This window comes from Flavobacterium sp. 316 (assembly GCF_000967805.1).
Lineage (GTDB): Bacteria > Bacteroidota > Bacteroidia > Flavobacteriales > Flavobacteriaceae > Flavobacterium > Flavobacterium sediminilitoris.
The window spans coordinates 450079-463200 of the sequence record NZ_JYGZ01000002.1 but is presented as its reverse complement, the minus strand read 5'-3'; the positions used below and the strand labels follow the sequence as shown (position 1 = coordinate 463200).

General features: G+C 26.4%; 17 protein-coding genes. 11 read left to right on the top strand and 6 right to left on the bottom strand.

Annotated elements, in window-relative coordinates:
- Window positions 1-4 precede the first annotated feature (4 nt).
- Together SY27_RS05725 and SY27_RS05720 are read right to left on the bottom strand one after the other, a co-directional pair.
- Window positions 5-1183: a lanthionine synthetase C family protein gene (locus tag SY27_RS05725; RefSeq protein ID WP_045968049.1), complete on the bottom strand. Its 1179-nt coding sequence runs from the start codon at window positions 1181-1183 to the stop codon at window positions 5-7.
- Window positions 1184-1276: 93 nt separating this feature from the next.
- Window positions 1277-1498, bottom strand: a complete 222-nt coding sequence (locus SY27_RS05720; protein WP_045968048.1) for a class I lanthipeptide — start codon at window positions 1496-1498, stop codon at window positions 1277-1279.
- Between the two features lie 327 nt (window positions 1499-1825).
- Here SY27_RS05720 and SY27_RS05715 point away from each other — a divergent pair, with 327 nt between their 5' ends.
- Genes SY27_RS05715 through SY27_RS05700 form a run of 4 tightly spaced genes read left to right on the top strand, consistent with a single transcriptional unit; the run spans window position 1826 to window position 4590 of the window.
- Window positions 1826-2539: a hypothetical protein gene (locus SY27_RS05715; protein WP_045968046.1), complete on the top strand. Its 714-nt coding sequence runs from the start codon at window positions 1826-1828 to the stop codon at window positions 2537-2539.
- 1 nt (window position 2540) lies between these two features.
- Window positions 2541-3191, top strand: a complete 651-nt coding sequence (locus tag SY27_RS18800; protein WP_045968044.1) for a hypothetical protein — start codon at window positions 2541-2543, stop codon at window positions 3189-3191.
- Window positions 3170-3952 (top strand): sensor histidine kinase, encoded by a 783-nt coding sequence (locus SY27_RS05705; RefSeq protein ID WP_045968042.1) that lies wholly within the window; start codon window positions 3170-3172, stop codon window positions 3950-3952. Before SY27_RS18800 ends, SY27_RS05705 begins: the two co-directional genes overlap by 22 nt.
- Window positions 3949-4590 (top strand): response regulator transcription factor, encoded by a 642-nt coding sequence (locus SY27_RS05700; RefSeq protein WP_045968040.1) that lies wholly within the window; start codon window positions 3949-3951, stop codon window positions 4588-4590. Before SY27_RS05705 ends, SY27_RS05700 begins: the two co-directional genes overlap by 4 nt.
- Before the next feature lie 3 nt (window positions 4591-4593).
- On the opposite strand, the gene SY27_RS05695 is transcribed toward SY27_RS05700, so the two are convergent.
- The 3 genes from SY27_RS05695 to SY27_RS05685 all read right to left on the bottom strand — a co-directional run bounded on the left by SY27_RS05695 (window position 4594) and on the right by SY27_RS05685 (window position 7258).
- Window positions 4594-4821 (bottom strand): hypothetical protein, encoded by a 228-nt coding sequence (locus tag SY27_RS05695; RefSeq protein WP_045968038.1) that lies wholly within the window; start codon window positions 4819-4821, stop codon window positions 4594-4596.
- A 28-nt stretch (window positions 4822-4849) separates the two neighbouring features.
- The gene (locus SY27_RS05690; RefSeq protein ID WP_045968035.1) at window positions 4850-6229 is read right to left on the bottom strand and encodes an MATE family efflux transporter; all 1380 of its coding nucleotides are present in this window, start codon (window positions 6227-6229) and stop codon (window positions 4850-4852) included.
- A 147-nt stretch (window positions 6230-6376) separates the two neighbouring features.
- Window positions 6377-7258: a phosphate--nucleotide phosphotransferase gene (locus tag SY27_RS05685; protein ID WP_045968033.1), complete on the bottom strand. Its 882-nt coding sequence runs from the start codon at window positions 7256-7258 to the stop codon at window positions 6377-6379.
- 62 nt (window positions 7259-7320) lie between these two features.
- Here SY27_RS05685 and SY27_RS05680 point away from each other — a divergent pair, with 62 nt between their 5' ends.
- The 7 genes from SY27_RS05680 (at window position 7321) to SY27_RS05650 (ending at window position 12808) form a co-directional block, all read left to right on the top strand.
- Window positions 7321-8142: a hypothetical protein gene (locus SY27_RS05680; protein ID WP_045968031.1), complete on the top strand. Its 822-nt coding sequence runs from the start codon at window positions 7321-7323 to the stop codon at window positions 8140-8142.
- Complete coding sequence (locus tag SY27_RS05675) at window positions 8142-8729, top strand: phospholipid scramblase-related protein (protein ID WP_045968029.1); 588 nt, start codon at window positions 8142-8144, stop codon at window positions 8727-8729. The genes SY27_RS05680 and SY27_RS05675 overlap by 1 nt, the downstream gene beginning before the upstream one ends.
- Window positions 8730-8864: 135 nt before the next feature.
- On the top strand, window positions 8865-9398 hold the full coding sequence (locus tag SY27_RS05670; RefSeq protein WP_045968028.1) for an RNA polymerase sigma factor: 534 nt from the start codon (window positions 8865-8867) through the stop codon (window positions 9396-9398).
- A 25-nt stretch (window positions 9399-9423) separates the two neighbouring features.
- Complete coding sequence (locus SY27_RS05665; RefSeq protein ID WP_045968026.1) at window positions 9424-10551, top strand: hypothetical protein; 1128 nt, start codon at window positions 9424-9426, stop codon at window positions 10549-10551.
- 2 nt (window positions 10552-10553) lie between these two features.
- Entirely contained in the window at window positions 10554-11750 is a 1197-nt protein-coding gene (locus tag SY27_RS18145; RefSeq protein ID WP_052705164.1) for a carboxypeptidase-like regulatory domain-containing protein, read from the top strand.
- A complete protein-coding gene (locus SY27_RS05655; RefSeq protein ID WP_045968024.1) occupies window positions 11740-12084 on the top strand; it encodes a hypothetical protein in 345 nt (114 codons plus the stop codon). The genes SY27_RS18145 and SY27_RS05655 overlap by 11 nt, the downstream gene beginning before the upstream one ends.
- Window positions 12085-12142: 58 nt before the next feature.
- Complete coding sequence (locus SY27_RS05650) at window positions 12143-12808, top strand: hypothetical protein (protein ID WP_152640711.1); 666 nt, start codon at window positions 12143-12145, stop codon at window positions 12806-12808.
- A 37-nt stretch (window positions 12809-12845) separates the two neighbouring features.
- Here the strand turns inward: SY27_RS05650 and SY27_RS05645 are convergent, their stop codons facing one another.
- Window positions 12846-13112, bottom strand: coding sequence for a hypothetical protein (locus SY27_RS05645; protein WP_045968020.1), 267 nt, complete (start codon window positions 13110-13112; stop codon window positions 12846-12848).
- Window positions 13113-13122: the final 10 nt, after the last annotated feature.

Sequence of the window (13122 nt, the reverse complement as noted above, 5' to 3'; positions counted from 1 at the left end):
CTTTCTAACTTAATAATAAACATTTGTCCCAATTCAGATCTTCTACATCTTCTGTTAAAAATCCTAACATAGCTAATCCAATTCCTGTTATTCCATCTAACAAACTACTGTCTGGAGTCCATCCTTTTAAACCATGAAATGATTTAAAGTTTTCTAAATTATTTTCACCTTCAAGTTTTAAAAATGTTTGTGCTAACCAATACCAACGTGCTTCATCAAATTCTTTAATTCCTGTTTCTTTATAAAATCTATTAAAAATATGAGCTAATCCAGAAGTACCATGACAAAAAGCTGCATCAACAACCAAGTTTTCTTTTAAATCCCTTCGTTTTGAAGCGTGTAGCATGATTTGAATTGCTTCTTTCTTCCATTCTTCATTTTTAAATATTTTTCCAGCTTGCCAAAAAGCAAATGCTACACCAGTGTCTCCATAACACCAAGCTAACCTCGATTTATATTCAATTTCATAACCCACTTTTACTACGCTTGGATAAAGTGAAAGTGTATTGGTATTTGTTTTATATGATTTAATTAATTTTAAAATATCCCTAACTATTTCTTTATTTTTTGGAATATTTATCTGAGATAAAATAATAACCACTGAAGGTAATCCATGTGACAAGCTAAAATTGATATCAGTACTATCAGCAATATATTTATTTGCTTCAAAAAGGCTCATCCAGCTATTATAATATTTCCCTCTTTCGTTAGATTTTAGTCCTTTTAAAAGGTCAGTTGCTAAGTCTGTTATGAATTTTTCTCCTAACAGTTTCTTACAACTATTTGCAACAAACAAAAGACCTAGAGAACCATGCAAAAAATCGTAATTTGTTATTTTATTAAAATTTTCACTATTCAAAGACAATAAATCTTGTATTTCTTCTTTTATAGTTGGTAATAAATCATCTATTAAATCATTTTCTACTAAATAATTCAATAACCAAATATTTCCTGAAATTCCTTCACTAAAAGTAACTTCTTTAGAATTTTGAAAATGTTCTAAGAAGTCTATCAATTTAGTTTCAAAAACATCATGATTCTTTTCTATTAATCTTAATTTGGTAAACAAAAGTTGAAACAACAAAAAACCACCATGAGAATAGTATAAATTATATTCTAGATTATTTTGTAATTGTATATTTTTTTCAATTATAAAAACCGAATCTCTGACTTTATGCAACATAATATTTTATTTAAATAGGATTGAAAATAAAAGAGACTGATATAAATATCAACCTCTTATTATCTGATTTTTTTAACAAAATCAATTACTTATTTATCTCCCATAGTTCAATCTAGAAGGAATTCCTTCAACACAACTAAATCCTTCACAGTTACAAGTATTGCGAGTACCCACTGCCCATGCCATAGAACCACCTGCATTTTCATATTTTGAAGGTAATGCACCACCATTAACTTCTTTCATTTGATCTTGACTCAATTTTGCTACTGTTTCTTTGTTCAGGTTTAATTTTCCTGAAAATTTAAATTTTTTCATAATTAAAATTTTTAAAATTAATATTGTTTATCCTTTTACGTGGACTAAACGGATTCTAAGGTTTTCTCCTAAACATGTATGTGCACGTACATGTATGTTTTTATAACTTTTCTATTTTTATATCAACAAGGATAAATAATTGTTACCCATGAAATACTATAGTATGTGCCTTATTTTAAAAAACATTACCCATTTATTCAAAGTTATTTTTAATAGGGTCATTTAACCTTAAAAGAAAACGTTTATCAACTTCTAATAAAAAAACACAAGAGTTATTTCTTTGTAAAGAATAAAAAAAGTAATTTCATAATTTAAAACACAAACAATATGATAACTGGAATTTTAATCGCTGTACTACTTGTTTTTGGAGTTTATATTTATAAATTTCCACCAACCAAAAGAACGTCAACACCTTGTCCATGTTCAGACAAAATATGTATGGATTATAGCACTCCTATGAGTGATTTATCTGTAGATTTGATACATACTATGGTTAATAAGTATAGAGGAAAACAATTGAATTGTATAAATGCTCTTAATGATTTTAAAGAAGAAAGTGATGCTCACTCTATTTGGTTTGATTTAGAAACTTTAAAAAAATTCATATACAATATTGAAAAACAATCTAAAAATAAAGGTTTAGAAAACAATGAAGAGATTACCAGTAAAGAACTTGGAATCAGAGTTTATTATGCAGCTTATCCAGAAATTAAAGACTGGGGTAAATATGATGATTTAATTTCTTTTCAAGCTTTAAACCCAATAACAAATAAATATGGTCATTTACATACACTAGTAATGATTCCTACTAGGAGTAGAGGAGGTAAAACATTTGATTTTAATCCTTTAGATTATGAAACTTATGCAAATGGATTATATGACAGATCTGGATATCATTATAATTATGCAAATACAAGAACTGCTGCTTTATTAATAGCAAAAATGGATGATGGAACAGATCCAGATGTCTTTATGAGTGCTCAGAATCACGGACAATTATTTCCTCCAGATATAGATTATAATCAAATCTTTAATATTTAATATGACAACTTTTCAAGCAATTTTAAGTAGTTCATCTTTATATATAGAATTTTTAAGTGCAGTAATTGCAATTTTAAAATATAATAAAATAAAAAACACTTATTGGAAATGGTTTGCTTATTATTTGATTACTATATTTCTATTAGAATTAAATGGTAAATATGGTTTTGCGAATTTTTTACAATATAAAAAATTTTATTATGATTTTTTTGTAATACCCTTTCAGTTCATATTCCTATATTGGTTATACGCTTATCAATCATTGAAAAACAAAAAAATATTTTATATTTTTTCTATAATTTATTTATTATCTACTATTCCTCATTTTTATTATTTAGAGAAAATGAGGAATCTTAATTCATTGTCTTATACAATTGGTGTATTTTTACTGATGATTTTAATTTACTTTGAATTTATAAAACAAATAAAATCGGATAACATTATAAACTTCAAAGAGAATCGTATGTTTTACATAAATCTAGGAGTAATTATATTTTATGTAGGTACATTACCTTTTTTTGCATTTGGAATATACTCTTCAAAAAGCACTATATATATATGGAAAAATTATATTACTGTTTTCTATATCTTACTTAACCTTATGTATTTATTGTTTATAGCATCACTTTTATGGGGGAAACCGAAATCATAATAATATTAATAGTCTTCAACTTATTTTTTATTTTATTTATTGCTGGTATAATCACTTTTATCAAACAATACAAAATAAAAAAGAAAGAACATGAAGTTAAGTTACAAAATCAAAAAAGAGAGCACCAACAAGAACTACTTACTACACAGTTAGAAATTCAAACACAAACGATGCAATATATAGGTAGAGAAATTCATGATAATATTGGTCAGAAGTTAACTTTGGCTAGTTTATACACGCAACAGTTAGCTTATGAAAACAAAGCACCACATATCAATGAAAACATTGAAAATATTAGTTCTATAATTAATGATTCTCTAAGTGAACTAAGACAATTATCAAAATCATTAACAGACGATAGTATTGAAAACAATACTATATCAGAATTAATTGAAAATGAATGCAGCAAAGTAAATGACTTGAAAAAATGTGCTGTTCATTTTACTTATTCTTCAGAAATAGATATCTCATTTTATCAAACAAAAAGCATTTTATTAAGAATTACACAAGAATTTTTACAAAATAGCATTAAGCATTCTCAATGTAAAAATATCATAGTTACTCTCAAAAAAACAGAAAACCAAGTTATATTAATTCTAGAAGATGATGGTAAAGGATTTAATATAGAACAATTGAAATCAAGTGGTATAGGCTTACATAATATGAAAAAAAGAACCGAAATTTTAAATGGCAATTACCTTTTAGAAAGTAATCCAAAAACAGGAACAAAATTAATTATTGAAATCCCTTTATTAAAATGAAAAATTCAATTGTAATTGTAGATGACCATGTATTAATAGCTAATGCTTTGAGTAGTATAATTTCTAATTTTAATCAGTTTGAAGTATCTTATATATGTGAAAATGGATTAGAATTACAAGAAAAATTTAAAAATAGTAGAATTCCTGATATTGTACTTTTAGATATTAGTATGCCTATTATGGATGGTTTTGAAACAGCACTTTGGTTAAAGAATGATTATCCAAATGTATTAGTCATGGCTTTAAGTATGCAAGATGACGAACAAAGTTTAATTAAAATGATAAAAAATGGTGCCAAAGGATATATGTTAAAAAATGTTCATCCTAGAGAACTTGAAAGTGCACTTAACATCATTGTAGAAAAAGGACATTTTTTTCCAGCTTGGGCAACAAGTAAAGTACTCACTACATTAAGTGATGATGGTATCGAAGCTAGTAGCAAAATTAAAATTTCCGATAGAGAAAAAGAATTTTTAAAATATACTGTTACTGAAATGAGTTATAAAGAAATCGCAGAAAAAATGTTTTGTAGTCCTAGAACTGTGGAAAATTACAGAGACAGCTTGTTTGAAAAACTAGAGTTAAAAACTAGAGTTGGTCTTGCTGTTTATGCTATAAAAAATGGATATGAAGAGTAAAAATTACTCTTCATATCGTTCCATTTCTCTATCATAAAACTCTCCTGCAAGTGTAATTAAATGCTCCATTTCAGATTCTAATTCTTTTTCATCTTCATCTTCAATGTCTTCTAAAAACTCTACCTCATCATCTTTTAAATTAATAATAAATTGAGGAAAATCTAAATGAATGATAAAAATATCATCTGGAAAATCAGAATTATCTGCTAAAACAAATTTTGGTAAAGTCATATTATTGATGTGTTTATTTTTAAATGAATTAATTCTCAGAGTTCAAAATTAACTTTTTTGTTAGATAATTGAAGCGAATAAATAATAAAATTGCAGCAGCAGATAATCCTGCTAATAATCCTAGCCAAATTCCTATTGCACCTAATGAAGTATACAATCCTAAATAAATAGATATAGGAAAACCAATTATCCAATACGAAATAAAAGTCATATACATTGGAATTTTAACATCCTGCAATCCTCTTAAAGCTCCTAAAACTACTACTTGTAACCCATCTGAAATTTGAAAAACAGCAGCAACTAATAATAATTGTGCTGCAATTGTTACTACTTCTGTATTGGCTACTAAAGTAGATGCGTCTTTCATATTCACAAACATTTGTGGCAATTGTTCATGAAACAAAAGAAAGATTAGTGCAAAAATAATTTCTAAGAACGTTGCCAATAAAAATATAGAGAATGCAACGAGTCTTAATTTTTTATAATCTTCTAATCCTTTTTGATTCCCAACACGAATCATTGACGCAACGCTTAATCCCATAGCAAACATAAAGGTGAAAGAAGCTAAACTAAGTGCCACTTGATTAGCAGCCTGACTTGTTGTTCCTAATCGTCCCGAAAGCCAAATTGCTCCAGTAAACAAGGCTACTTCAAAAAACATTTGCATAGCCGATGGTGTTCCTAACTTTATAATTTTTAAGTTAACAGCTCTTTTTATTTCTTTTAATGAAAAACCCTTAAAATAAGGATGAAATTTCTTTTTTAAATTCATCATATAATGCATATATCCTAGCATTACAAATCTTGAAATAATAGTTCCTATTGCTGCTCCTACAATTCCTAACTCTGGAAAAATCCAAATTCCATATATCAATAAATAATTAAACAAAACATTTACACAATTTGCTAAAATAGTAGCCCACATAGAATAATGCGTTTCACTCATTCCATCTGCAAATTGCTTATAAGCTTGAAACATAATTAAAGGAATCAATGAGAAAGCAACAATATCTAAATATGGTTTTGCCAATTCAACTACATGATCTGGTTGACCCATAAAAGAAATAATAGGCTTTGATAAAAATATAATGGTAAAAAGAATAACTCCTAAAATAGTACATAAATATAATCCATGATGAAAAGCACTTCTTCCTTCTTCTACATTTCCTTTTCCATCTGCTTCTGCAACTAATGGTGTAATTGCTGTTGAAAAACCAATTCCTAACGACATAGCTATAAAAACAAAGCTATTTCCTAATGAAACTGCTGCTAGTTCTGTTGGTCCTAACTTACCTACCATTATATTGTCAACTATTCCTACAATAGTGTGACCTAGCATTCCCAAAATGATAGGATAAGCCAATCTTAAATTATAAGAAAATTCTTTCGTATAGGTTGATAAAGTCATCTTTATAAAATTTGTCTGCAAAGGTAACTAATAAAAACAAAACCTAACACGTTTTAAAGTCATGTTAGGCATTATGAAATAGTTAAAAAAAACAAAAAAATAGGCTTTTCCCTGTATAAAATTCTATAAAACTTGATTATCAAACAATTATATTTCTGAGGCTAATTTATCGTGATACATTTTAATATTATCCTTTACTTCTTGTTCTAATTCTGGTTCTTGAATATCCGTGTATTTTTTCAGTTCTTCTAATATCGTTTTCGCAACTAAATAGCGACACGTTTCTTTGTTATCGGCTGGAACAATGTACCATGGTGCATATTTTTTTGATGTTTTATTAATAGCTTCTTCATAGCAATTTTGATATGCATCCCAAAGTTCACGTTCTTTTAAATCACCTGGTGAAAATTTCCAATTGTGTTTTTCTGTTTCTAATCGCCTCAATAAACGCTGTCTTTGTTCTTCTTTACTTAAATGCAAATAAAATTTTAATACAATTACTCCGTTTGAAGCAATATGTTTTTCAAACGCATTAATACTCTCAAAACGATTTTCCCAAAACTCAGGTGTGATATCTTCTACTGAATTGATTCCTGGAATATTTTCATTCAAAATATAAGTAGGATGAACTTTCGTAACTAATACATTTTCATAATGCGTACGATTAAAAACTGAAAATTTACCCTTTTCTGGTAAAGCTAAATAATGTCTCCACAAATAATCATGTTCTAATTCCGTTGAATTTGGAGTTTTAAAACTATGTACCACCACTCCACGTGCATTAAACTCTTTAAAGACTTCTCGAATTAAACTGTCTTTCCCTGCTGTATCCATTCCTTGCAAGCAAATTAATACTCCATATTTATTATGAGCATACATTTTATCTTGAATTTTGCTCAATTTTTCTCTAATCTTCTGAAGTTCTTTTTCTTTCTTTTTTTCAGAAGCTTCAACATTTAAAAAAGTGGGAATTTTAGCTAATTGAATCTCATTAGTAACTTTTAAAGTATTAATATCTATATTTTTCATTTTTCAAAATTTATTCATAAAGATAAATGTATTTTTACAATCGAAAAAATTATTAAAATAAAATGGAAAAGTTTCATTTACAACTGTTTTTAAATATAATTGGTATTGGCTCTGCTTCTGGATTATTATTTAAAAATGATTCTCTTTTTATTATTTCAGATAATAGTACTTATTTGTATGAATATCATTTAACAAATGACACTTTACAAAGGCATGCTTTAGACGAAAATCCACAAGAAAATATTGCTAAAAAAGAAAAACTCGATTTTGAATCGATTGCTTTAAATAAAAATAAAATAATTATCTTAGGTTCTGGTTCCACAAAAAATAGAAATAAAGTTGCTAGTTATCATTTAGAATCTAAAGAAATACAAAATATTGATTTCACGTTACCTTTTGAAAACTTAAAAAAAACAGCTTCACTTTCTGAAGGAGAATTAAATATTGAAGGATTAATTATTACACCTAAAAAATCATATTTTTTTCAAAGAGGTAATACTAAAGATGGTTCTAATGGTATTTTTATTTTAAATGATGATACAAATGATTCTTTCGAATTTAAAAAAATAACACTCCCTAAAATTAATACTATTGAAGCGACTTTCACTGATGCTATTCTTGTAAACGAAAACATCTATTTTTTAGCAGCAGTTGAAAACACTATCTCTACTTATGAAGATGGTGAAATATTAGGTACCTTTTTTGGAAAAATAAATCTTGAAAATTTAATTATTGAAAAGACATTACTAATCTCTAAAAAAAATAAGTTTGAAGGTATAACTTTATATAAAGAAACGAAAAATCAATTGGAATTTTTACTTTGTGAAGATAATGACACTGAACAATTAACATCTAAAATTTATAAACTAACAATAAATAATTAATGAATTCTATTTTATCCAAGAATGTCTTTCTTGTAAAAGAACATGTAGGAATGTTCAAAGCTTCAAATAACTTTGATATTTTTAACCCTGAAACAGGATCAATTATAATGACTTGTAGAGAACCTAATTTAGGATTCTTTACAAAAATGTTTCGTTTCACCGATTATAAAAGAATGACACCTTTTCATATTGTCATCAACGATAATCAAGATAAAAAAATAGTAAGTATAAAAAGAGGCGTTACTTTTTTTAGATCAGATGTAGAAGTATTTGATGAAAACGAAAAATTAATTGGTGTTTTTAAGCAGAAATTTTTCTCTTTTGGTGGAAAATTTGAAATTCATGATGCAAACGACAGACATCTTTGTACACTTCAAGGAAAATGGACTGGTTGGGATTTTAAATTTATGAAACAAGATAAAGAAATAGCTCATGTTTCTAAAAAATGGGCAGGAATAGGTAAAGAACTTTTTACAAGTGCTGATAATTATGTACTTAACATCAACACTTCTATAGACCCAGAAGATAAAGTAAGACATCTTATTTTAGCTGCTGTAATGTGTATTGACATGGTTTTTAAAGAATAATTCTAAAAAACAGAAAATTTATATAAGGTATATGTGATAAAAAACATGTACCTTTTTTTATTTTTAAAAATATTTTAATGCTTTCCCAACCTTTTACTCATTTTTATACTCTATATAGAAAAGCAACCAATTGTGATGGATGAAAAAATAATACAAGCCTGCAAAAAACAAAACCGTGAAGCGCAACGGAAACTATATGAATATATGGCTCCAAAGCTATATCACTTATGTAAACGTTATCTTAAAAAAGAAGAAGAAATTGAAGAAATTTTAGCTGATGGATTCTTTATCATTTTTACTAAGATAAATCAATTAAAAGAGAATTATGCTTTTGAAGCTTGGGCTCGAAAAATTGTAGTAAACCAATGTCTATTAGAATTGAAAAAAAAGGTAAATTTTAATTTATATCTTGAAGACACAAACTATAAATTACACCCTCTAACTGAAGAAACAACTGATTTAGAAGAAGCTGATTTATTGAATTTACTCAATTATATTCCTGAAGGTTGCAGAACTATTTTTAATTTATTTGTAATTGAAGGCTTCTCTCACAAAGAAATTGCGAACCAATTAGGTATTTCAGAAGGTACATCAAAATCACAATTGAATGCTTCAAAAAGTAAATTAAGAGAATTAGTGCATCAATTTTATTATCAAAAAGCAAAATAATCCTGAAAGCAATCAGCATAGAATCATGGAAATAGAAGACAAATTATATAAAAGAATACAAAAAGCAGCCGAAAGCTCAGAACAAAACAGTTTTTCAGGAATGGAAAAAGTTTGGACGAATGTTGAAGATAAATTAGAAAAAAAATCATTACAAACTGAAAAAAATAACTGGAAAAAAATAAGTATTGCTGCATCTGTTATCATTATGTCAACCATAATTTATCATTTTTATAACAATAGTAATCAATCAAAAATTCAATTGGAAGAGCATAATATTGTAATAACTGATTCCATTAAAGAACAACAAATAATAAATGAACAAATAACAAATTTCATAAAAGATACTGTAAAAAAGAACCCATTAATAAATTTAAAAAAAGAAGAAATAGTTTTTACATCTTCACCCAAAATTATATCACAAAAAGACAGTATCCTATTCAACAAGAACATTGTTACAAAACAAAAACAACTTGGCTTTTTAAATTTTAATGATACAGTTATAGCAAATCAAAATACTAAGAGAACAAAAGAATCTTCTGACATCGTTTTACAAAAAGGAAATAAGAAACCTCAATATTTCGACTTCCCAACAACACAAAACTCTTTTATTCAAAGTCCTAAAACAACTTTAAAAAAACCAGATCCGTTAGTGATTATCAATGGAAAAGTTGAGAACTTAGACAAAATAAAACAAATGGAAGATGAGAACCTCGATTCTATATATATACTACATAAACCTCTATATATCATCAATAGTATTGAATATTCAGAAGAATCATTATTTGGAAAAAACCCAACAAGCCCTTATTATCCTTTAGACAAACAAAATATTACAGCAACAACTATCTACAAAAAAGAAGAAGCACAAAAAATCTATGGAGATAAAGGAAAAGATGGTGTTGTAATTATTAGTACAAAAACGATTAAAGTAGATTCTAAAAAGCTTGTTTTAATTAATGATATGGTTGTAAATCAAAAAATACTCAATAAAATTGATGTTAATCAAATTGAATCTATAAAAAATGTAACACCTGAAAATGCATTAAAAAATTATGGCGAAAAAGGAAAAAATGGTGCTATCTTTATAAGAATGAAAAAGCTAACAGACAAAGAACACCGAAAACTCATAAAATTAATCGCTAAATACAATTAGTCATGAAAAAAATTTCACAAACTCTTTTCCTTCTTTTTTCAATATCAATTGTATTGGCACAAGACACAATACCTAAAAAAACAGGTTGGAGAATAAACGATAAACCTTCACTAAGTTCTAAAAATAATATTTTACATATTGTAAACTCAAATTATGTAAGTGAAGAATTCTTAAAAACTCTTAATCCTAATAACATTAAAAGTATAAACATATACAAACGACAAGCATCAAGAGCTATTTACAACCAAAAAGAACTAGAAGGAGCTATCGTAATTACAACTCAAAACATTTCTAAAAAAGAGTTAAAAAAACTTTATAAATTATATGCTTATAAATATTCGGAAAACAAAGGAAAAGAATTTACAATAACAGGAAATGTTGTTGATTGTGAAAAAAATGTTCTTTCTGGTGTCATCATTAAAAACTTAAATAGTAAAAATGAATCTTCAACTGATTTTAATGGTAATTTCAAAATTGAAGTTCACGAAAACGATGTCTTACAATTTGTAAGCCTCAATTATGAATCGCAAAAAGTTTTAGTTGAGAAACAAAAAAATATTTCAGTTTCCCTTTCTCAAAAAGCAGTAATTATTCCAAATAGTAATGATAAAATAATTGTAAAAAAGCCAATTATTTATCTTTATCCAACTGAAGAAACCGAAGTCACATTACAGTTTAATTTCAAAGGTAAACTATTAACCACTTTTCCTAAATATGAAAATAAATGGCAAGTAATAGTATCTCCAAATGGTCAAATATATGACACTAAAACCAAACGAAATTATAGTTCATTATTTTGGGATGGAGAAATTAATTTACCAAACGAACATTATCAATATGAAGATGGTTTTGTTATTGAAAAAGAGAATCTAACTACTTTTTTCATAGAGAAATTAGAATATATGGGCTTAAATAATCAGGAAACAAATGAATTCATTCAGTTTTGGTTACCTATACTTGAACAAAATAAATACAATTTTATACATTTCTTAGTTAATGATGATTGTAATGAAATCTCAGTAAATACAATACATCCAAAACCAGAAACTTCTATTAGAGTGTATATGGAATTTTATAGCTTAGAACAACTTAAGATAATTAAAGAGCAAAAATTACCAAAAACTGAACGTAAAGGGTTCACCATTGTTGAATGGGGCGGAACTGATGTAACTAATAAAATTCAAAAAAATGAATTATAAAATTCTAATCTTATTTCTTTTCTTTTGTTTCAAAATACAAGCGCAAGAAAAAAAAGATATCATTTCTGAGAATAAAATTGAAATAAGCTCAAAAACACAAACCATTTATATCCTTGGAGGAATTGCTTCTACCATTACAAAGAAAGATTTGGCTTTTTCTAAAAAATATAATATTCAGTATCATGATTTTGGTTGTCTAGCTCCTATTAATTTTGAAGAATATGAAAATAAAAATGCTATCGTTTTTGAAAAACTTAATTCAGAGCATGGAAAACATTGGCAAAAAGAAATAAAATCTTCGGCTATAGGCTTTGAAAAATGGACGAAAAAATAAAAAATATTAGTTTTAAAAATTTAGGGTACAATTATTGTTGAAAATTTATAAAAAAACAATGAGAATAGTATTCATAATATTAATTACCTTTTTTTACTCTTGCAAAAAAGAAGTTAAAACGACAGACAATAACGCAATTAAAATAAAAAATGAAAAATCTATTTCTGAAATTTCATCTAAGTCAAGCACTACTGACAGTATATTATTTTTAAATTTAAAAAGCTCATTTGACGATGAAACCATAAAATTACCTTGTAAATTAAATAAAAATGATATTTGTGTTACTATTTCTATAAGTTATGGTTGGCTAGCTTATGATGATCAATTTCACTATATTTTTTCAGACAACAAAAACATAAAAGCTTTTAAAGAAAAAATTCCTAAAGCATATTTAAAAGGAGAAAAATACAAAAGTATTATTGAAGAAATTAAAGTAAATGATTTAGAAAAAGAAGAGTTATTAAAATCATTAATATCAAAACAAACTATCGATTTTCAAAACTACAATCAATCTGATTTTAAGAACAAAACAAATAAAGTTAGTGGTTGTTATATTACTGACAATAACGGATACAGTATTACTTTTATACAAAACAATAAATACAACTCATACTCTCATTATGCTCCTTTATTTTATTTAAAAAATTGCAATGATGGTACAGTTAACAAAGTAGTTTTAGAAAAATTTATTGACCTTTTAAAAATTTGGAATATAAAAATGTAAAAAGCATAGTTAAAAAACCATGCTTTTTTATATTTTTTTATTTCGACAATCTATAAATCAAACGAATAACAGCAAAAATTATAAGAATTACAGATAATGCGGTTTTCCAATTAAAACTTTCTTCATTCTCAACAGGAACATAAGATGGCTTAACTATATTATGCGTTTCATCAGGAATAAAAGAAGCACAACTTTCTTCAAAATCAGCTTGTTTATCCGTTAATCTACATAGTAAGCCTTGTTGGAAATCCATTTTTCTATTTTTACATAACATGCAAAACTTTACTTGCTCTTCTCTTGTCATTTTTTATAGT

What these genes read in the sequence shown, in the direction of transcription:
- SY27_RS05680 (WP_045968031.1), top strand. Translation starts at nt 7,321, where the DNA reads ATGGAAAAGTTTCATTTACAACTGTTTTTAAATATAATTGGTATTGGC.
- SY27_RS05670 (WP_045968028.1), top strand. Translation starts at nt 8,865, where the DNA reads ATGGATGAAAAAATAATACAAGCCTGCAAAAAACAAAACCGTGAAGCG.
- SY27_RS05715 (WP_045968046.1), top strand. Translation starts at nt 1,826, where the DNA reads ATGATAACTGGAATTTTAATCGCTGTACTACTTGTTTTTGGAGTTTAT.
- SY27_RS18800 (WP_045968044.1), top strand. Translation starts at nt 2,541, where the DNA reads ATGACAACTTTTCAAGCAATTTTAAGTAGTTCATCTTTATATATAGAA.
- SY27_RS05675 (WP_045968029.1), top strand. Translation starts at nt 8,142, where the DNA reads ATGAATTCTATTTTATCCAAGAATGTCTTTCTTGTAAAAGAACATGTA.
- SY27_RS05650 (WP_152640711.1), top strand. Translation starts at nt 12,143, where the DNA reads ATGAGAATAGTATTCATAATATTAATTACCTTTTTTTACTCTTGCAAA.
- SY27_RS05685 (WP_045968033.1), bottom strand. Translation starts at nt 7,258, where the DNA reads ATGAAAAATATAGATATTAATACTTTAAAAGTTACTAATGAGATTCAA.
- SY27_RS05700 (WP_045968040.1), top strand. Translation starts at nt 3,949, where the DNA reads ATGAAAAATTCAATTGTAATTGTAGATGACCATGTATTAATAGCTAAT.
- SY27_RS05705 (WP_045968042.1), top strand. Translation starts at nt 3,170, where the DNA reads ATGGGGGAAACCGAAATCATAATAATATTAATAGTCTTCAACTTATTT.
- SY27_RS05645 (WP_045968020.1), bottom strand. Translation starts at nt 13,112, where the DNA reads ATGACAAGAGAAGAGCAAGTAAAGTTTTGCATGTTATGTAAAAATAGA.
- SY27_RS05720 (WP_045968048.1), bottom strand. Translation starts at nt 1,498, where the DNA reads ATGAAAAAATTTAAATTTTCAGGAAAATTAAACCTGAACAAAGAAACA.
- SY27_RS05725 (WP_045968049.1), bottom strand. Translation starts at nt 1,183, where the DNA reads ATGTTGCATAAAGTCAGAGATTCGGTTTTTATAATTGAAAAAAATATA.
- SY27_RS05690 (WP_045968035.1), bottom strand. Translation starts at nt 6,229, where the DNA reads ATGACTTTATCAACCTATACGAAAGAATTTTCTTATAATTTAAGATTG.
- SY27_RS05665 (WP_045968026.1), top strand. Translation starts at nt 9,424, where the DNA reads ATGGAAATAGAAGACAAATTATATAAAAGAATACAAAAAGCAGCCGAA.
- SY27_RS05655 (WP_045968024.1), top strand. Translation starts at nt 11,740, where the DNA reads ATGAATTATAAAATTCTAATCTTATTTCTTTTCTTTTGTTTCAAAATA.
- SY27_RS05695 (WP_045968038.1), bottom strand. Translation starts at nt 4,821, where the DNA reads ATGACTTTACCAAAATTTGTTTTAGCAGATAATTCTGATTTTCCAGAT.
- SY27_RS18145 (WP_052705164.1), top strand. Translation starts at nt 10,554, where the DNA reads ATGAAAAAAATTTCACAAACTCTTTTCCTTCTTTTTTCAATATCAATT.